The sequence below is a fragment of the Pseudomonas sp. Z8(2022) genome, from assembly GCF_025837155.1.
Classification (GTDB): domain Bacteria; phylum Pseudomonadota; class Gammaproteobacteria; order Pseudomonadales; family Pseudomonadaceae; genus Aquipseudomonas.
Window position 1 is genome coordinate 2,989,565 of record NZ_CP107549.1, and the last position, 18,438, is coordinate 3,008,002.

The 18,438-nt window shown below is 63.8% G+C and carries 16 protein-coding genes; 7 read left to right on the forward strand and 9 right to left on the reverse strand.

Annotated features, from left to right (window positions below):
- Positions 1-87: 87 nt before the first annotated feature.
- Together fadD1 and fadD2 are read right to left on the reverse strand one after the other, a co-directional pair.
- Positions 88-1,776 carry a long-chain-fatty-acid--CoA ligase FadD1 gene (fadD1, locus tag OEG79_RS14215; RefSeq protein WP_264145637.1) on the reverse strand — a complete coding sequence of 563 codons (1,689 nt, stop codon included), beginning with the start codon at positions 1,774-1,776 and terminating at the stop codon, positions 88-90.
- A 390-nt stretch (positions 1,777-2,166) separates the two neighbouring features.
- Complete coding sequence (gene fadD2 / locus OEG79_RS14220; protein WP_264145638.1) at positions 2,167-3,855, reverse strand: long-chain-fatty-acid--CoA ligase FadD2; 1,689 nt, start codon at positions 3,853-3,855, stop codon at positions 2,167-2,169.
- 201 nt (positions 3,856-4,056) lie between these two features.
- On the opposite strand from fadD2, the gene OEG79_RS14225 reads away from it, so the two are divergent.
- From OEG79_RS14225 to codA, 6 genes are all read left to right on the forward strand, one after another.
- Positions 4,057-4,782, forward strand: coding sequence for a substrate-binding periplasmic protein (locus OEG79_RS14225; RefSeq protein WP_264145639.1), 726 nt, complete (start codon positions 4,057-4,059; stop codon positions 4,780-4,782).
- Between the two features lie 67 nt (positions 4,783-4,849).
- Positions 4,850-5,800, forward strand: coding sequence for an alpha/beta hydrolase (locus OEG79_RS14230; RefSeq protein WP_264145640.1), 951 nt, complete (start codon positions 4,850-4,852; stop codon positions 5,798-5,800).
- Positions 5,797-6,267, forward strand: coding sequence for a MaoC family dehydratase (locus tag OEG79_RS14235; protein WP_024307460.1), 471 nt, complete (start codon positions 5,797-5,799; stop codon positions 6,265-6,267). The genes OEG79_RS14230 and OEG79_RS14235 overlap by 4 nt, the downstream gene beginning before the upstream one ends.
- A gap of 209 nt (positions 6,268-6,476) precedes the next feature.
- Positions 6,477-7,748 carry a cytosine permease gene (codB, locus tag OEG79_RS14240; protein ID WP_264145641.1) on the forward strand — a complete coding sequence of 424 codons (1,272 nt, stop codon included), beginning with the start codon at positions 6,477-6,479 and terminating at the stop codon, positions 7,746-7,748.
- A complete protein-coding gene (locus tag OEG79_RS14245; RefSeq protein WP_264145642.1) occupies positions 7,745-8,968 on the forward strand; it encodes a PucR family transcriptional regulator in 1,224 nt (407 codons plus the stop codon). Before codB ends, OEG79_RS14245 begins: the two co-directional genes overlap by 4 nt.
- An 11-nt stretch (positions 8,969-8,979) precedes the next feature.
- The gene (codA, locus tag OEG79_RS14250) at positions 8,980-10,215 is read left to right on the forward strand and encodes a cytosine deaminase (RefSeq protein ID WP_264145643.1); all 1,236 of its coding nucleotides are present in this window, start codon (positions 8,980-8,982) and stop codon (positions 10,213-10,215) included.
- A gap of 265 nt (positions 10,216-10,480) precedes the next feature.
- Here the strand turns inward: codA and OEG79_RS14255 are convergent, their stop codons facing one another.
- The 7 genes from OEG79_RS14255 to OEG79_RS14280 all read right to left on the reverse strand — a co-directional run bounded on the left by OEG79_RS14255 (position 10,481) and on the right by OEG79_RS14280 (position 15,137).
- A complete protein-coding gene (locus OEG79_RS14255; protein ID WP_264145644.1) occupies positions 10,481-11,332 on the reverse strand; it encodes an HlyD family secretion protein in 852 nt (283 codons plus the stop codon).
- A 10-nt stretch (positions 11,333-11,342) separates the two neighbouring features.
- Positions 11,343-11,546: a DUF1656 domain-containing protein gene (locus OEG79_RS14260; protein WP_264145645.1), complete on the reverse strand. Its 204-nt coding sequence runs from the start codon at positions 11,544-11,546 to the stop codon at positions 11,343-11,345.
- A complete protein-coding gene (locus OEG79_RS14265; RefSeq protein WP_264145646.1) occupies positions 11,533-13,512 on the reverse strand; it encodes an FUSC family protein in 1,980 nt (659 codons plus the stop codon). Before OEG79_RS14265 ends, OEG79_RS14260 begins: the two co-directional genes overlap by 14 nt.
- A gap of 226 nt (positions 13,513-13,738) precedes the next feature.
- Positions 13,739-13,855, reverse strand: a complete 117-nt coding sequence (gene ccoM / locus OEG79_RS21210) for a cytochrome c oxidase subunit CcoM (protein ID WP_017361612.1) — start codon at positions 13,853-13,855, stop codon at positions 13,739-13,741.
- 196 nt (positions 13,856-14,051) lie between these two features.
- The gene (locus OEG79_RS14270; RefSeq protein ID WP_264145647.1) at positions 14,052-14,213 is read right to left on the reverse strand and encodes a hypothetical protein; all 162 of its coding nucleotides are present in this window, start codon (positions 14,211-14,213) and stop codon (positions 14,052-14,054) included.
- On the reverse strand, positions 14,210-14,809 hold the full coding sequence (locus tag OEG79_RS14275; protein WP_264145648.1) for an alpha-ketoglutarate-dependent dioxygenase AlkB family protein: 600 nt from the start codon (positions 14,807-14,809) through the stop codon (positions 14,210-14,212). Before OEG79_RS14275 ends, OEG79_RS14270 begins: the two co-directional genes overlap by 4 nt.
- A 34-nt stretch (positions 14,810-14,843) precedes the next feature.
- Positions 14,844-15,137, reverse strand: a complete 294-nt coding sequence (locus OEG79_RS14280) for an aspartate-semialdehyde dehydrogenase (RefSeq protein ID WP_264145649.1) — start codon at positions 15,135-15,137, stop codon at positions 14,844-14,846.
- A gap of 162 nt (positions 15,138-15,299) precedes the next feature.
- On the opposite strand from OEG79_RS14280, the gene rapA reads away from it, so the two are divergent.
- Complete coding sequence (rapA, locus tag OEG79_RS14285) at positions 15,300-18,143, forward strand: RNA polymerase-associated protein RapA (protein ID WP_264145650.1); 2,844 nt, start codon at positions 15,300-15,302, stop codon at positions 18,141-18,143.
- Positions 18,144-18,438 lie beyond the last annotated feature (295 nt).

Genomic DNA, 18,438 nt, shown 5'->3' on the forward strand with positions numbered 1-18,438 from the left:
GCAAAAACTGGTCGGACCAGCTGGAAATTGCCGACGAACAATCAACAAAAAACCCGCCGTAGCGGGTTCTCTGGTTTCAGCAGGCGGTCACTTCTTGCCCAGCTTCTTCAGTTCTTCGTCACGCAGCTCGCGGCGCAGGATCTTGCCGACGTTGGTGGTCGGCAGTACGTCGCGGAACTCTACAGCCTTGGGCACCTTGTAGCCGGTGACATTGGCGCGCATGTGCTCGACCACCTGCTCCTTGGTCAGGCTCTCGCCCGGCTTGACCACGACGAAGACCTTGATCGCCTCACCGGATTTTTCGTCCGGCACACCAATGGCCGCGCACTGCAGCACGCCCGGCAGGGTCGCCAGCACGTCTTCCAGTTCGTTCGGATAGACATTGAAGCCGGACACCAGAATCATGTCCTTCTTGCGGTCGACGATACGCAGGTAACCGTCTTCCTGAATAAGGCCGATGTCACCGGTCTTCAGCCAGCCTTCAGCATTGAGGATTTCATCGGTGGCTTCCTGGCGCTGCCAGTAGCCCTTCATCACTTGCGGGCCCTTGATGCACAGCTCGCCGATCTCACCGATAGGCAGTTCCTGGCCGTCATCACTGATGATCTTGGCCTGAGTCGAGGGCAGCGGAATGCCGATGGTGCCGAGCTGGATGGCGCTGAACGGGTTGACCGTGGCCACCGGGCTGGTCTCGGTCATGCCGAAGCCTTCGCAGATGGCGCAGCCGGTGACTTCCTTCCAGCGCTCGGCCGTGGCCAGCTGCAGCGCCATACCGCCGGAGACGGTGAGTTTCAGGCTGGAGAAGTCCAGCTTGCGGAAGTCCTCATTGTTGCACAGGGCGACGAACAGGGTGTTGAGGCCGACGAAGCCGGTGAAGCGATACTTGGTCAGATCCTTGACCACCGACGGCAGGTCGCGCGGGTTGGTGATCAGGATGTTGTGGCCACCGATCAGCATCATCGCCATGCAGTGAAAGGTGAAGGCGTAGATGTGGTACAGCGGCAGCGGCGCGATCAGGACTTCGCAGCCCTCCTCGAGGTTGGCACCCATCAGCTCCTTGACCTGCAGCATGTTGGCGACCAGGTTGCGATGGGTGAGCATGGCACCCTTGGCCACGCCGGTGGTGCCGCCAGTGTACTGCAGCACGGCGACATCGGAGTTGTTCGGGTTGGCCTCGCTGAAGCTCTGGCCGCGACCCTGCGCCAGGGCGTCATTGAGCTTGATGGCCTGCGGCAGGTTGTAGGCCGGAACCATCTTCTTCACGTGCTTGATCACGGCATTGACCAGCAGGCGCTTGAAGGTGGGCAGCATGTCGCCAACTTCGGTGACGATCACGGTCTTGACGCCGGTCTTAGGCACCACCTGTTCGGCCAGGTGGGCCATGTTGGCCAGGCAGATCAGCGCCTTGGCGCCGGAGTCATTGAACTGGTGTTCCATCTCCCGCGCGGTGTACAGCGGGTTGGTGTTGACCACCACCAGGCCGGCGCGCATGGCACCGAAGACCACGACCGGATATTGCAGGACGTTGGGCAACTGCACGGCGATGCGATCGCCGGGCTTGAGATCGGTGTGTTTCTGCAGGTAGGCGGCAAAATCACCGGAGAGCTTGTAGACCTCGCCATAGGTGAGCGTCTTGCCCAGGTTGCTGAAAGCAGGCTTGTCGGCGAAACGTTGGCAGGACTCCTTCAGCACCGCGAGGATATTCGGGTACTGATCGGGATTGATTTCGGCAGCAACGCCAACGGGATATTTGTCCTTCCAGAAGTTTTCGGTCATGGAAGCCCACTCCTAAGCAACAGCTGATCTTCACCGCGCCAAGGCGGTTGTTTGTTTTGTGTTTAGCTCGCTTTACCGCTGGCCCAGGGCCCGGAAGCGCGCCGAGAGTAGCAGCTTTGCCAAAGGCTAACCAGCACCAAACATGGCCGTAACAGTCGAAAAAGTGACCACAAAACACAGAAAAGTCACGAACGTGCTTTCCCGGCGAAGCCCCGGATAATGCCTCTAGCTCGCATATTGCAGCGTCTGCAGCCTAGCGCGTACGCGTGATCCACGCAGTGCAGTGGTGCATGAAACAGGCACCGGCGGTTACGAAATCACAACAATTGGGCTGCCGATGGCAGCGGGGACGGGAAAGCCCCTCCCCGGCAGCGGGAAGGGGCTTTGGAGTCAGGCGATGTCGCGCAGTTCGCGACGCAGGATCTTGCCGACCGGGGTCATGGGCAGCGAATCCCTGAAGACGATGTGCTTGGGTACCTTGTAGCCGGTGAAGTTTTCCTTGCAGTAGGCCTTCAGCTCTTCCACGGTCACGCCGCCATCACGCGGCACCACGAACAGCTTGACCACTTCCCCGGACTTTTCGTCCGGCACGCCGATGGCCGCGCAACTGGCGACCTTCGGATGAGCCATGACCACGTCTTCGATCTCGTTGGGGTACACGTTAAAGCCCGAGACGATGATCATGTCCTTCTTGCGGTCGACGATACGCACGAAACCGTCCGGGTCGATCACGGCAATGTCGCCGGTCTTGAACCAGCCTTCGGCGTCGAGCACTTCGGCAGTGGCTTCCTCGCGCTGCCAGTAGCCCTTCATCACCTGCGGCCCCTTGATGCACAGCTCGCCCCGTTCGCCGGTCGGCAACTCGTTACCGTCATCATCGATCACCTTGAACGCGGTGCCCGGCACAGGAATGCCAACCGTGCCCAGGCGCGCCTTGTCGCCGTAGGGGTTGGTACTGGCCACCGGCGAGGTCTCGGTCAGGCCGTAACCTTCCACCACGGTGCAGCCGGTCACTTCTTGCCAGCGTTCGGCGGTCGCCTTGACCAGCGCGGTACCGCCGGAGTTGGTGACCTTGAGGTGGGAAAAATCGAGGTTCTTGAAGTCCGGATGATCCATCAGCGCGACGAACAGGGTGTTCAGGCCCAGCAGCGCGGAGAACTTCCACTTACCCAGCTCCTTGACGAAGCCCGGGATATCGCGCGGGTTGGTGATCAGCACGTTGTGGTTGCCGTTGACCATCATGCACATGCAGTTCGCGGTGAAGGCATAGATGTGGTACAGCGGCAGCGGCGCGATCATGATCTCCTGGCCCTGCTTCATCAGCGGCGTGCCGTCCGGGCCGAGCTGCGACAGGCAGGCGTCTACCTGCAGCATGTTGGCCACCAGGTTACCGTGAGTGAGCATCGCGCCCTTGGCCACGCCGGTGGTGCCGCCGGTGTACTGCAGCACGGCGATATCGTCGTGACCGACCTTGACCGGTGCCAGCGCCTGACCCTGACCCTGCTTGAGCACCTGTTTGAACGGGATGGCCTGCGGCAGATGGTAGTCGGGCACCATCTTCTTGACCTTTTTCACCACGGTGTTGACCAGCCAGGCCTTGAGGCCCGGCAGCAGGTCACCCATCTTCGCTTCGATCAGGTATTCGATCTCGGTATCCGGCAGCACTTCCTGCACCAGCTTGCCGAACATGTTCAGGTACACCAACGCCCGCACACCGGCATCCTTGAACTGATGACGCATCTCGCGGGCGGTATACAGTGGGTTGGTATTGACCACGATCAGCCCGGCACGCATGGCACCGAACACCGCGATCGGATACTGCAGCACGTTGGGCATCTGCACCGCGATGCGGTCGCCCGGCTTGAGGTCGGTATGTTTCTGCAGGTAGGCAGCAAAGGCTGCGGAGAGACGATCCAGCTCAGCATAGGTCAGCGTGACACCAAGGTTGCTGAAGGCCGGGCGGTCGGCGAAGCGCTTGCACGAGCGCTCGAACACTTCGATCACCGACTTGTAGCTGGACAAGTCGATGTCGTTGGGCACGCCAGGGGCGCGTTTGTCGTTCCAGAAATCAGGTTGCATTGTTGTTATCCCCTTGACCTGAATATGCGATCCGGAAGCCTGAGAGTGCCACCGGGGCTGGGCCGGAACTTATCAGCTCGACAACGCCAGGCAAATACCCGAGGGCGGTCGATAGACCGCATGAATCTTTACCATGCTTTTCCACCGATTCGGCGGTATCTGGGCTATAAGATAGCCTCAGCCAATCAGGAAGGCCCCGCCATGCCCCGCATGCTGCTCGCTGCGCTACTCGCCTTGCTCGCCTCGCCGCTAGCCGCCGAGCCGCGCCTGGCTTCGGTGGAGTACCCGCCCTACAGCACCAGCGACCTCCCTGACGGCGGGGCCCTGGTCGAACTGACCCGGCGTGCCTTCGCCACCCAGGGCTACCAGCCACAGATCGACTTCAAGCCCTGGGCGCGGGTGCGCGCGGAGCTCGGCAGCGGTGATTTCCAGGGTGCCCTGGCGCTATGGCCAAAGGAAATAGAGGAAGAAGGCCTGATCGCCTCGCAGCCGCTGTTCTACAGCCGCCTCGGCGTGTTCGTACGCACTGACGCCCCACAACCGTTCCACAGCGTGGCCGACCTGCGTGGGCGGCGGATCGGCGCCGTGCGCGGCTACGGTTACCCTGACCACGTGCGCCAGGCAGGTCTGGATCTGGAGGAGGCGGTCAGTGACATCAACAACCTGCGCAAGCTGGCCGCCGGGCGCTTCGACATGGTGCTGGTGGAGCAGCAGGTCGGCGAGTACCTGGTGACCCGTGACGAACACTTGCGCGGCCGCCTGCAGTGGCAGGAGCCGGAGCTGGCAACCATCCCGCTGATGGTCGGCTTCGTTGCGCCACGCCCGGGCGAGCCGGACTGGGCTGCGGTATTCGAACGCGGCCTGCGCGAACTGCAGGACAGCGGCGAGCTCCGGCGCATCCTCGAGCGCCACGCCAGTTGGCGTTAACGGCCCTTTGCCTGGCTCCATCGGCCATGCACAATGCCGCGACTCCATCCGGGTACGAAGGATCGCCATGCACCAGCACACACTGTCGATAGCCGCCAGCGACGGCACCCCGCTGCACCTTTATCACTGGCACGCCGACGTTCCGCCCAAGGCGGTGGTGATGATTTCCCACGGTATGGCCGAGCACGCTGCGCGCTACGCCCGCCTGGCCGAGCAACTGGTGCGCGAAGGCTACGCGGTGTACGCGCTCGACCAGCGCGGCCACGGCCACACTGCCGAAAAAGGCGTGCTCGGCCACTATGCCGACGAGGATGGCTGGGACAAGGTGGTCGGCGACCTGGCCACGCTCAATCACCATATCCGCCAACAGCACCCGAGCGCGCCGATCTTCCTGCTCGGCCATAGCATGGGCAGCTACATCGGCATGGCCTATCTGCTGGGGCACAGTTGCAGCCTGCAGGGCGCCGTACTGTCGGGCTCCAACTATCAGCCCGTGGCGTTGTACAAGGCTGCCCGCCTGATCGCCGGTTTCGAACGCTGGCGCCTGGGTCCCAAGGGGCGCAGCAAGGTCATCGACTTCCTGTCCTTCGGCTCGTTCAACAAGGCCTTCAAACCCAACCGCACGGCCTTCGACTGGCTCAGCCGCGACCCGGCGGAAGTGGACAAATACGTGACCGATCCGCTGTGCGGCTTCGTCTGCACCACACAGTTGTGGTGTGACCTGCTCGATGGCCTGCAGTACATCACCCCGACGGCCAATCTGGCGCAGATCGATGCCGACCTGCCGCTGCTGGTGATCGGCGGCTCACGCGACCCGGTCAGCGACGGCAAGCGCCTGAGTGATCTGGCAGGCGCCCTGCGCGAGGCCGGCGTGCGCGACGTGCAACTGAAGATTTATCCCGAGGCCCGTCATGAGTTGCTCAACGAGAGTAATCGCGACGAGGTCACCACCCACCTGATCGACTGGCTGCAGCAGGCGCTGAGCCAGGATCGAAGCCCAATCAAGGAGTGTCCATGACCCAGGTAACCAACATCCCCTACGAGGCCCTCGAAGTCGGCCAGCAGGCGAGCTTCGAGAAACAAGTCGAAGAGCGCGACGTGCAACTGTTCGCCGCCGTCTCCGGTGACAACAACCCGGTGCACCTGGACGCCGCCTTCGCCGCCGAGACTATGTTCAAGGAGCGCATCGCCCACGGCATGTTCACTGGCGCCCTGATCAGCGCCGCCATCGCCTGCAACCTCCCCGGCCCGGGCACCATCTACCTCGGCCAGCAGCTCAAGTTCACCCGCCCGGTGAAGCTCGGCGATACCCTTACCGTGAAGCTGGAAGTGCTGGAAAAACTGCCGAAGAACCGCGTGCGCATCGCCACCCGCGTGTTCAACCAGGACGGCAAGCAAGTGGTCGACGGCGAAGCCGAAGTGCTCGCCCCGAGCGCCGAGCAGACCGTGACCATGCCGCCGATGCCGCAGGTGACCGTAAACTGATGCGCTGCAAGCTGGTGCGCGACAGCTCTGGCGCGCACCACTTTTGTTCTATGCTCACAAACCCTGAGCGACCTGGCGCTATATAAGTGCATTTCTTTGTGCGACTTGCACAAAACCCTTTGACCATCCCGCCAAGCAGCCTGCCGTGCTGAATTCTGGCACGCCCCCTGCTATCGCCAAGGCCTCACCCTCTTACCGGAGCCAGGTCCATGAGCAATGTCACCCCCGATAGCGACTACCCCCTGAGCGAGGTGCCCAACGGCGCGCGCAAGGGGCTGTTCTCCACCGCCATCCTGTTGTTCGGTTTCACCTTTTTCACCGCCACCATGTTCGCCGGCGGCAAGATCGGCATGGCCTTCGATTTCACCACGCTGATCTGGGCGGCAGTGATCGGCAACCTGCTGCTCGGCCTGTATGCCGCAGTGCTGGGCCTGATCGCCTGCCGCAGCGGCCTGAATTCGGTACTGATGGGGCGTTTCTGCTTCGGTGAGGTGGGCAGCAAGCTGTCCGATATGCTGCTGGGCTTCACCCAGATCGGCTGGTACGCCTGGGGCACGGCGACCATCGCCATCGTCCTGGTGAAGATCCTCGGCCTGCCCGAAGGCCTGACCATCCCGTTGATGGTGCTGTTCGGCTTCGGTTTCTGCCTGACCGCCTTCGTCGGCTACAAGGGTCTGGACCTGCTCTCGCGCATCGCCGTACCGGCCATGCTGGTAATGCTGGTGGCCTCGCTGTGGATCGCCACCCGTGATATCGGCGGCCTTGCCGGTCTGCTCGCGGTCGAGCCCTCGGAGAGCATGAGTCTGAGCGTGGCCATCACCCTGGTGTTCGGCACTTTCGTCAGCGGCGCCACCCAGGCCACCAACTGGACGCGCTTCGCCAAGAGCGGCCGGGTCGCGGTGCTGGCCAGCATGGTCGGCTTCTTCATCGGCAACGGCCTGATGATCATTGCCGGAGCCTATGGCGCGATCGTCTACCAGCAACCGGATGTGGTCGAGGTGCTGGTGCTGCAGGGGCTGTCCATGGCCGCCGTGGTCATGCTGTTCCTCAATCTTTGGACCACCCAGGACAACACCATCTACAACTTCGCTGCAGCCGGCTGCAACCTGCTGCGCACCGGCAAGCGCAAGACCGTGACCCTGGCAGGTGCCGGTATCGGCACGCTGCTGGCCATCGGCGGCATGTACGAGATGCTGATTCCCTTCCTGATCCTGCTCGGCTCGATCATTCCGCCGATTGGCGGCGTGATCATGGCCGATTTCTTCTACGGCCACCGGTCGCGCTATCCGAAACTGGCCGATGTGCGTCTGCCGGCGTTCAACTGGGTCGGCCTCGGCGCCTACCTGATCGGCGCGCTGAGCGCCTACTTCTCGCCCTGGATCGCCCCGCTGGTAGGTATCGCCGTGGCGGCCGTGACCTATGTCGTGCTGTTCGAGGCAAACAAGGCACTGGTTGGCCGTCAGCAGGTCGCTGGCGCGTGAGTCTGACCGTCGCCGACGTACTCGCCCTGCCCGGCCTGGCCAGCATGCACCTGCGTGCCGGCCAGGCCGGGCGCGACAATGCCGTGCGCTGGCCCTATGTGGCCGAGAACGAAGGCATCGCCGACTGGGTGATGGGCGGCGAACTGATCTTCGTCACCGGCATCAACCACCCGCGCGACGAAGCCAACCTGCTGCGTCTGGTACGAGAAGGCCATGAACGCGTGGTCGCCGGCCTGGTCATCCTCACCGGCGCCGAGTTCATTCAGAGCATCCCACCCAGCGTCATCGCCGAGGCCGAGCGCCTGAACCTGCCACTGATCGAGCAGCCCTACGCACTGAAGATGGTGGTGGTCACCCAGGCCATCGGCACCGCGCTGGTGCAGGCGCAGCAGCTCGGCCGCTCGCGCCAGCACGTGCTGGAACAGGTGCTCGACGGCGACTACCAGTCGCTCGAGGTGTTGCTGCAACGCGGCGACAGCCTCGGCCTGGCACTGCACGTGCCGCGTCAGGTGGCACTGCTGCGCCTCGACGGCAGCGAGCAACTGTTCGGCGACCTGCCGGACGAAGACGCCGAGCGCCAGCTGCAGAGTCGCCAGCAACTGCTGCAACGGCGCCTGGAACAATGCCTCGGCGAACTGGGTGACGTGCTGCCACTGGTCAGCCAGGGCCGCCACTGGATTGCCCTGCTGCCCTGCAGCGATGCCCACGCCGAAGCACGCAACCGTCAGGCCATGACCACGCTGCTCGATGAGCTGCGCCCGCAACTCGGCCCACTGCGCCTGTTCCTCGGTCTCGGCAGCGCCGGTTGCGATGCACCGCGCCTCGCCCAGGGGCTGGGTGAGGCACGCCAGGCCCTGAGCGTGGCGCAGCGCTTTCCCGAGCGCCTGGGCCTGTGCAGTTTCAATGAGCTGGGCGTATTGGAATTGCTCGGTGCGATTCGCGACCGCAGCCTGCTCGATCGCTTCGTCGAACGCGTGGTCGGCCCGCTGATCGGCGATGACTCGCGCCATCAGCCGGTACTGATGCCGACCCTGGAAGCCTGGTTCGCCGAGAACGGCAACCTGGCCCTGGCCGCGCAACGCCTCAATGTTCACCGCAATACCCTGAGCTACCGTCTGCAGCGCATCGAAGCGCTGACCGGCTGCTCGTTCGAAGACCCGCACGACCGCCTGAACATCAGCGTCGCGCTGTTGATCCGGCGCCTGTCGTCGCCTGCCTGAGAGGAACCAAGATGATCATCCACAACGCCCGCCTGCGCGGCCGCGATGGCCTGCACCGCATCACCCTGGACGGCGAGCTGATCGCCCGCATCGAGCCGCAGCAGAACGCCCCCGTCATCGCCGCTGGCGACCTGGACGCGGCCGGCAACCTGGTGGTGCCGCCCTTCGTCGAGCCGCACATTCACCTCGACGCCACCCTCACCGCCGGCGAGCCGGCGTGGAACATGAGCGGCACGCTGTTCGAGGGCATCGAGCGCTGGGCCGAGCGCAAGGCGCTGGTCACCCATGACGACACCAAGACCCGCGCCAAGAAGACCATCGACATGCTGGTCGACCACGGCATTCAGCATGTGCGCACCCACGTCGACGTCACCGACCCGACTCTGGCCGCGCTCAAGGCCATGCTCGAAGTGCGCGAGGAAACCCGCCACCTGATCGACATGCAGATCGTCGCCTTCCCGCAGGAGGGCATCGAGTCCTTCGCCAATGGTCGCGCGCTGATGGAACAGGCCATCGAGCTGGGCGCCGACGTGGTCGGCGGCATTCCGCATTTCGAGAACACCCGCGACCAGGGCGTGTCGTCGATCAAGTTCCTCATGGATCTGGCCGAGCGCACCGGCTGCCTGGTGGACGTGCACTGCGACGAGACCGACGACCCGCAGTCGCGCTTTCTCGAAGTGCTGGCCGAAGAAGCCCGCGTGCGCGGAATGGGCGCACGTGTCACCGCCAGCCACACCGTGGCCATGGGCTCCTACGACAACGCCTACTGCTCCAAGCTGTTCCGCCTGCTGAAGATGAGCGGCATCAGCTTCATCTCCTGCCCCACCGAGAGCATCCACCTGCAGGGGCGTTTCGACACCTTCCCGAAACGCCGCGGGCTGACCCGCGTGGCTGAACTGGATCGTGCCGGGATGAACGTGTGCTTCGGCCAGGATTCCATCGTCGACCCCTGGTATCCGCTGGGCAACGGCAACATCCTGCGCATCCTCGAAGCCGGCCTGCATATCTGCCACATGCTCGGTTACGAGGATCTCAAGCGCAGCCTGGACCTGATCACCGACAACTCGGCGCGTGCCCTGGCCCTCGGTGAGCGTTACGGTCTGGAAGCGGGCCGTCCGGCCAACCTGCTGATCCTGTCGGCGCCGGACGATTACGAAATGGTACGCAGCCAGGGCCACGCGCTGGTGTCGGTGCGCCATGGCAAGGTGCTGATGCGCCGCACCCCGGCCAGCATCGAGCGCGCCTGACGCTCAGATGAGGAAGGAGCTGTAGCCGCGATAACCTCCATACGGATCGCGGCTAAAGCCGCTCCTACACGTCTACTTTTCCGCATGCTGGGGTCACGTCGTCGCTCAAGCCATTCCTTGGCACATCGCCCAGTTTGATCCCCCATAAACGGCAGAAGAGCAAACAGCATAATCCTCATGCAAACAGCGACCGTGGGAGCGGCTTCAGCCGCGATTACCCATAAAAAGCTCGCGGCTGAAGCCGCTCCTACAGAAGCGAGGCGCCCTACTGCAGGCGCACGCTGGCGGTCATGCCGGCGCTCAGCACCGTACCCTCAGGGATCCGGTCGAGCCTGATACGCACCGGAATGCGCTGCGCCAGACGCACCCAGTTGAAGGTCGGCTCGACATCGGCCAGCAATTGCCCGTCCGGGCTGGCGTTGCGGTCGGTGATACCACGGCTGATGCTTTCCACCTCGCCGCGAATCTGCTGGTCCCCGCCCATCAGCCACACCTCCACCGGGGCGCCAACCTGTATGCGCGGCAACTTGGTTTCCTCGAAATAGGCCTGTACGTAGAACGACTGGGTGTCGACCAGCGCCATCACCGCCTGCCCGGCATTCACGTAGTTACCCTGCGCCAACACCAGATTGGTGATCTGCCCATCGCGAGGGGCGTGCACTTCGCTGCGTGCCAGATTCAGCTCGGCCATGCGCAGATCGGCCTGTGCTTCACGGTATTCGCTGCGCGCCATCTCGGCATTGATCTGCGCGTTCTCCAGCAGCTCGGCACTGATAGCCCGGGCACCCAGGCGGGAACGGCGCGAAGCTTCGTGCTCGCGCAGGCTCAACTGCTGGCGGCGAATGTCCGCGACCGCCCTGGCCTTCTCCACCGCCGCCTGATAGCGGTCGCGATCGATGGTCATCAGCAGATCGCCCGCCTTGACCTGCTGGTTGTCGCGCACCTTGAGCTCCACTACCCAGCCGGACACATCCGGGGCGATGGTCACAACATCGGCGCGCACACGAGCATCGCGCGTCCAGGGCGAGTACATGTATTGCTGCCAGATCCAGGAACCGGCGAAGATCGCGGCGGCAACCATGGCCAGGGTGACGCCGACGCGGATGGTCGAACGCATGCTTTTCTCCTTACCGTCCCAGCACAGCGATCACCGCCGCCAGGACACAGACATACAGGGCACAATCGAACAGGGCTTCGTGCCAGATCCAGCTCGCCAGCCCGACGCGCTGCAACCCCAGGCGCAACACACCGGTCAGCAGCAACGCCAAAAGCGCGTAAGCCGCCATCGGGCTGAGCAATACGCCGCCCAGCGACCATTCATGCAAACCCATGGGCTTCTCCCTTCAGATCACACCAGTGGCGCCAGCCGTTGTGCAGCTGCAACAGCGCTGCCTGGGCCAGACGCCTATCCACACTCTGGCTGCAGCTACGCAAGACCTTCAGCAACTCGGCCACCGGCTCGTCGAGTAACCGCTCGTGCGCAGGCGCCGGGCCTCGCGCCAACGCCTCCTCCAGGTGACGCAGAAAGCGCTGCTGAGCCTGCTGCAGGGCCTCATCGGCATTGGCCAGGCATTTGCGCAGGTGCAGCAGCTCGTCGCCCAGATCGAGACCGGCCACGCCATCGTCCCAGCGGTTGCGCGTCCGATCCGGCCGCGCCGGATAGTGTCGCGCCAGCTGGATCAGGCGATCGGCCATTCGCCCGCCGAACCAGTTTTCGGCACGCCCCGGATCGCGCCGGGTCAGACGCCCGAGATCGTCCAGAATCGCCTGCATCAAACGCCGGCCATGCCAGACCGGATCGCGCAGTACCACCAGCTTGAAGGCCATCACCGCGCAGCCCACTCCGATCAGCATGCCCGGGACCTCGTTGAGGAAGAACTCGACGTTGTAGCCGACTCCCGGTGCGGGCAGGCAGAGCACGATGAAATGCAGGCAGAACGAGGTCGAAGTCGCCGCCGTCGCCGGCCTGGCCATGCCCAGCACACCGACGAACAGCGGCACACCGAGCACCAAGCAGAGCATCACGAAGCCATCGATCTGCGGCATCAGAATCTGCCCGACGAAGAACGCCACCGGCAGTGCGAAGAAGATGCCACGCAGAAACATCATGCCGATCTGCGGCGCAGCTTCGAGCCGGGCAAACAGGCTGCACACCACACAGGCCAGCAGCAGTGCGCTAGTAGCATGAGGCCAGCCGGTAGCCAGCCAGAAGGCTGCCAGGACAAGAAAGGTCAGCGCACTGCGCGCCCCATACACCAGCGCACTTTGCCAGTCGTAATGCCAGGACAGGGCTCGCGGCGCATCCGCCGGCGCCCTGCCCTCCTCGACGGCACGCAGGGCACGGGTGGCATCCTCGATACGAATCAGCAGCACCATCAGCCTGTCCAGACACAGTTGCTGAGCGCTGCTCAGCGTATGCTCCTGGCCCGCCTGGCGCAGTTGCTCGACCAACACCTGCAAACCTTCCGGATGCTCCTGCTGCAGGCGCTCGCCCACCTCCTGCAGCCAGGGTGCGACGTCCTGCGTCTCGGCGCTGCTCAACTGCCGCGCCACACCACGGGCCAGGCGCAACATGCCGAGCAGATCGCGACTCAGCACCCGCAGTGCAACGGCGCGCTGACGACCACGCGCGCCCTCGAACCAGGCATGCTCTCGCTGGGCATCCACGGCGACGATGCGCGCCAGTACTTCCAGCAGACCTTGTCGCGTCTGGGTTTCCCCGGTCAGCGCCTGGCGCGCCGCCGTTACGCCAGCCTGCCAGGCGTCGCGAGCCTGCCGGACCAGCTGCCGTTCGACGCGCTGCGGCCAGAGCAGCGCACTACTCAGGGTCGCGCAGATGATGCCCAGGCAGATTTCCGTACAGCGGGCGATGGCTTCATCGAAGATCACCTGGGGCTTGCCAACAGCGGGCAAGGCAATGATCGCGACCGTGTAGCCGGCGAGCACGAAGGAATACGACCAGGCACTGCGCAACATGGTCGAGGAAGCCGTGCACAGTCCCAGCCACAAGGCGAATGCCGGCACGAACAGCAATGGTGCCTGGGCGAACAGCCCCATCATCACCACGGCCATGAAGGTTCCGACCAGAGTGCCGAGCAGTCGCGCCAACCCCTTTTGCACCACCATGCCGGACAACGGCTGGGCGACGATGAACGCTGTCATCAGCGCCCATTGCGGCTGCTCCAGACCGAAACGCAGTGCGCACCACAACGCCAGACCGCCGCCGAGCAGGGTCTTGATGGCGAACTGAATGGCTTGCGAGCTCGGTGCAAGGAACACCAGCAGGGAATCACGCACGACGGCTACCTGAATGAATCTCAGCTCTGAACATAGCTGCAGCGATTGGGTTACGCTTCCGTGTGAAGCGCAATTATTAGCTAGCTAACTATTTATGTCCAGCAGGTCTATTCGTAAAGACCAGCAGAGTGCTGGTGACCTAAAAGCCAACAGCCAGATCATGGAGACAAAAAAAGGGCGACCTAAGTCGCCCGAATTGCCTTGCGTGCCCAGTGAACTGGAAGGATCAGCTCTGCTTGCGCTTGTGAGCATCCTTCCAGATGAAGTAACCAACACCCCCGAAGAACGCGACCATCAGAAGAACGGTGCCGACTCCGGCGAGTACCACTGTATCGACGAACATGGCTGCCTCCTGTTGTGCCTGTCTGTCTGGGATGGCTTCAAGTTATCAGTGCTGACGGGCGAAAAATTGACCTGGATCAATGGCTGGCAAGCAGGCGCGACCGGGTCTGGGGGAATACTGACCCAGGTCAAGAAACGGAGGGGTACGGAGGCAGAAAGCGGCTGGGCAGCCGCACGAGACGGGAACTGCGGGGCGTTCAGCGCTTCTTCGGCTTGCCCTTGGACTTCTTCTTGGTCTTGCCCAGCGGCAGCACCTGCTCGAACACCTGGCGCATCTCGTTGAGGCGTTTGTCGTTGAGGTCGTGGATACGCTTGTCGCGCTCGGCGGCGAAGTCGATCAGCTTGTCGTCATTGCTCATAGCGGAAACCGGATCAGGCGAAAGGTCAGATTCAGGCGTGGCGCGCAGGCTTGGCGCGTCTTCGCCACTTGATGTTGCCAATGATGCTGGGTCGGCCCACGCATGACCAGTAGCGAGGCGTGTTCCAGCGTCAGCGAATGCTCGATACGCGTGCTGCCAACGCGGCGCAGGTCAAAACGCCGGTTGCCGCCCAGGTTGAGCGAGGCGATCAGCGGATCGCGCCCCAGCTCCGGCTCGGCATCGCTGTGCCAGCCCATGGAGTCCTGGCCGTCGCGGTAATAGTTGAGCAGCACGGCATTGAGCGGCTGGCCTACCTCCCGCACGATTCGCTGACGAATCTCGTCGAGCAGCGGCGTCCAGGGCAACGGCTCGTGCAACTTTCCGGAATAGCGATAGCGTGCCCCGCTATCGCCATACCAGGCGGTCAGCCGTGGCGTGCGGTGATAACGCCCGTGGATGAACAACTCCGGCTGTTGCCAGGGCGTCTGTTCGACCAGCGCGCGCAGCCAGCTGTCAGCCAGGGCGGTATCCACCCAATCGGGTAGATAGTCCAGCTCGGCATCGGCAAGTGCAGGCAAGGGGTCGGTGAACAGCATGGAGAGCTAGGAGCAGGAGAAAGAAAGGAGTGTCTCAGACTTCCACATCCACCCAAAGTCCCTGTCGCGGCAAATCCCCCAGGGCCTGCTCCACATCCTCCGGTTCGGCCTCGGCCAGCTGCTGCGGGGTGTAGCCTCGCCGTTGCCGACGGCGCTGCTCCTCGCGCAGCAATTCCTCGGTTTCCCGCGGGTGCCGCTTGTCCAGGCTCAGCGCACTCTCCTTGGCGCTCTCCTCGGCCGGTGTCACCGGAGGAATATCGGGCTTGGGCTTGATCACGTCCTGCGTGGCAGTGACCGGCGCCAGGCTGTGGGGAATAGGCGGCAGCACGTTTCAGCACCTCCTTTGGTCAGGCTGTCGGCCTTGTCACCCGCGACTTTAGCCTGCGCTCGCTACACTTTCGACTGATGAGCGCAACGATAGTGCCGTGACCGCTTTGGCCGCGGCTCGGCATCCGTTACCATAGCCGGCTTTTTCACGCGGGAGACAGGCATGGCGCAGTATCAACCGGGGCAACGCTGGATCAGTGACAGCGAAGCGGAATTGGGTCTGGGAACCATCCTCGCCGAGGACGGCCGACTGCTCACCGTGCTCTACCCGGCCACCGGCGAAACCCGCCAGTACGCAACGCGCAATGCCCCGCTGACCCGCGTGCGCTTCGCCCCGGGTGACGAGATCACCCATTTCGAGGGCTGGAAGCTCACCGTACAGGAAGTCGAGGATATCGACGGCCTGCTGGTCTACCACGGCCTCAATGCCCAGCATCAACCGGTCACCATGCCGGAAACCCAGCTATCGAACTTCATCCAGTTCCGCCTGGCCAGCGACCGCCTGTTCGCCGGCCAGATCGACCCGCTGTCCTGGTTCGCCCTGCGCTATCACAGCCTGGAGCACAACAGCCGTCTGCTGCAGTCCTCGCTGTGGGGTCTGGGTGGCGCGCGTGCCCAGCCCATCGCGCACCAGCTGCACATCGCCCGTGAAGTGGCCGATCGGATAGCCCCGCGCGTATTGCTGGCCGACGAAGTAGGTCTGGGCAAGACCATCGAAGCCGGTCTGGTGATTCATCGCCAGCTGCTCTCCGGGCGCGCCAGCCGCGTGCTGATCCTGGTACCGGAGAACCTGCAGCACCAGTGGCTGGTGGAGATGCGCCGACGCTTCAACCTCGACGTCGCGCTGTTCGACGCCGAGCGTTTCATGGAAAGCGACGCCAGCAACCCCTTCGAGGATTGCCAGTTGGCGCTGGTCGCCCTGGAATGGCTGAAGGACGACGAGAAGGCCCAGGACGCACTGTTTGCAGCCGGCTGGGACCTGCTGGTGGTCGACGAAGCCCACCACCTGGTCTGGCACCCGGGACAGGCCAGTGCCGAGTATTCGCTGGTCGAGCAGCTGGCCGAGGTCATCCCCGGCGTACTGCTGCTCACCGCTACCCCGGAACAGCTCGGCCAGGACAGCCACTTCGCCCGCCTGCGCCTGCTCGACCCGGCCCGTTTCCATGACCTGGAAGCCTTCCGCGCCGAAAGCAGCCAGTACCGCCCGGTGGCCGAAGCGGTGCAGGAGCTGCTCGACCTGGGCAAGCTCAGCACCCAGGCCCGCGACGCAATCGGCAGCTTCCTCGGCGATGAAGGCCGCGATCTGCTCGACGCCGTCGACAGCGGCGACAACGACGCCCGTGCCCGTCTGGTGCGTGAACTGCTGGATCGCCATGGCACCGGCCGCCTGCTGTTCCGCAACACCCGTGCTGCCGTGCAGGGCTTCCCCGAGCGTGAACTGCACCCCTACCCGCTGCCGAGCCCGGATGAGTACCTGGAGCTGCCGCTGGGCGACCATCCCGAGCTGTACCCGGAGGTCAGCTACCAGGCGCAGGACGAGCTCGACGACGAACAACGCTGGTGGCGCATCGACCCGCGTGTCGAGTGGCTGATCGACACCCTGAAGATGCTGAAGAAGTTCAAGGTACTGGTGATCTGCGCCCACGCCGAAACTGCACTGGATCTGGAAGACGCCCTGCGCGTGCGCTCCGGCATCCCGGCCACGGTATTCCACGAGGGCATGAGCATCCTCGAGCGCGACCGCGCGGCAGCCTACTTCGCCGACGAAGAGTTCGGCGCGCAGGTGCTGATCTGCTCGGAAATCGGCTCCGAAGGCCGCAACTTCCAGTTCGCCCATCACCTGGTGCTGTTCGACCTGCCGGCGCACCCGGACCTGCTCGAACAGCGCATCGGCCGTCTCGACCGTATCGGCCAGAAACACCGCATCCAGCTGCACGTGCCCTATCTGGAGAACAGCCCGCAGGAGCGCCTGTTCCAGTGGTACCACCAGGCGTTGAACGCCTTCCTCGCCACCTGCCCCACCGGCAACGCCCTGCAGCACCAGTTCGGCCCGCGCCTGCTGCCGCTGCTGGAAAACGGTGACGACGCCCAGTGGCAACAACTGGTGGACGAAGCCACCGCTGAACGTATTCGCCTCGAAGGTGAGCTGCACAGCGGCCGCGACCGCCTGCTGGAGCTGAACTCCGGCGGTGCCGGCGAAGGCGAGGCGCTGGTCGAGGCCATTCTGGAACAGGATGACCAGTTCACCCTGCCGATCTACATGGAGGAGCTGTTCAACGCCTTCGGCATCGACAGCGAGGACCACTCCGACAATGCCCTGATCCTGCGCCCCAGCGAGAAGATGCTGGACGCCAGCTTCCCTCTGGGCGACGACGAAGCGGTGACCATCACCTACGACCGCGAGCAGGCCCTGGCCCGCGAGGACATGCAGTTCCTCACCTGGGAACACCCCATGGTGCAGGGCGGCATGGATCTGGTGCTGTCCGGCTCGATGGGCAACACCGCAGTGGCACTGATCAAGAACAAGGCGCTCAAGCCCGGCACCGTGCTGCTGGAACTGCTCTACGTCAGCGAAGTGGTCGGCCCGCGCAAGCTCCAGCTCGGTCGTTTCCTGCCGCCGGCAGCGCTACGCTGCCTGCTCGACGCCAACGGCAACGACCTGGCACCCAAGGTCGGTTTCGAAACGCTCAACGATCAGCTCGAAAGCGTGCCGCGCGCCAGCGCCAACAAGTTCGTCCAGGCCCAGCGCGACGTGCTGGCCAAGCAAATCAACGACGCCGAAGCCAAGGTCATGCCGCGCCATATCGAGCGTGTGGCCGAGGCCAAGCGTCGCCTGATCGCCGAACTGGACGAGGAACTGGCACGCCTTATCGCCCTGCGCGCGGTCAACCCGAGCGTACGCGACAGCGAGATCGACGCCCTGCGCGAGCAGCGCGAACAGAGCCTGGCGATGTTCGACAAGGCTGCCCTGCGTCTGGAAGCGATTCGCGTACTGGTCGCGGGTTAAGCACGCCTGCCTTGTAGGCGCAGGCGCCACACGCAGCGATCGTTGGCACCGAAGAAACTGGTGCCAACGATCCAGGCAGCCTCGATAGCTGCAGATTCAGCGGCCACTGCGGCCCGAACAACACTCTCCTATCGGCCAAGGCCCCGCGCCACTTTCTTCTGCACGAACGCTCCGGCTTGCCCGGATGCTACCGGTGAGAGTGACGGCACGATCCGCCACTCGATTTGGCATCCCCCGCATTGGCAGCCGTACGGTCGCTGGGCATAGTCGCGCACTCGAACAAAAAGATGGAGTG

Coding starts and splice junctions, on each gene's coding strand:
- fadD1 (WP_264145637.1), bottom strand. CDS start 1,776: ATGACCGAAAACTTCTGGAAGGACAAATATCCCGTTGGCGTTGCTGCC.
- fadD2 (WP_264145638.1), bottom strand. CDS start 3,855: ATGCAACCTGATTTCTGGAACGACAAACGCGCCCCTGGCGTGCCCAAC.
- OEG79_RS14225 (WP_264145639.1), top strand. CDS start 4,057: ATGCCCCGCATGCTGCTCGCTGCGCTACTCGCCTTGCTCGCCTCGCCG.
- OEG79_RS14230 (WP_264145640.1), top strand. CDS start 4,850: ATGCACCAGCACACACTGTCGATAGCCGCCAGCGACGGCACCCCGCTG.
- OEG79_RS14235 (WP_024307460.1), top strand. CDS start 5,797: ATGACCCAGGTAACCAACATCCCCTACGAGGCCCTCGAAGTCGGCCAG.
- codB (WP_264145641.1), top strand. CDS start 6,477: ATGAGCAATGTCACCCCCGATAGCGACTACCCCCTGAGCGAGGTGCCC.
- codA (WP_264145643.1), top strand. CDS start 8,980: ATGATCATCCACAACGCCCGCCTGCGCGGCCGCGATGGCCTGCACCGC.
- OEG79_RS14255 (WP_264145644.1), bottom strand. CDS start 11,332: ATGCGTTCGACCATCCGCGTCGGCGTCACCCTGGCCATGGTTGCCGCC.
- OEG79_RS14260 (WP_264145645.1), bottom strand. CDS start 11,546: ATGGGTTTGCATGAATGGTCGCTGGGCGGCGTATTGCTCAGCCCGATG.
- ccoM (WP_017361612.1), bottom strand. CDS start 13,855: ATGTTCGTCGATACAGTGGTACTCGCCGGAGTCGGCACCGTTCTTCTG.
- OEG79_RS14270 (WP_264145647.1), bottom strand. CDS start 14,213: ATGAGCAATGACGACAAGCTGATCGACTTCGCCGCCGAGCGCGACAAG.
- OEG79_RS14275 (WP_264145648.1), bottom strand. CDS start 14,809: ATGCTGTTCACCGACCCCTTGCCTGCACTTGCCGATGCCGAGCTGGAC.
- rapA (WP_264145650.1), top strand. CDS start 15,300: ATGGCGCAGTATCAACCGGGGCAACGCTGGATCAGTGACAGCGAAGCG.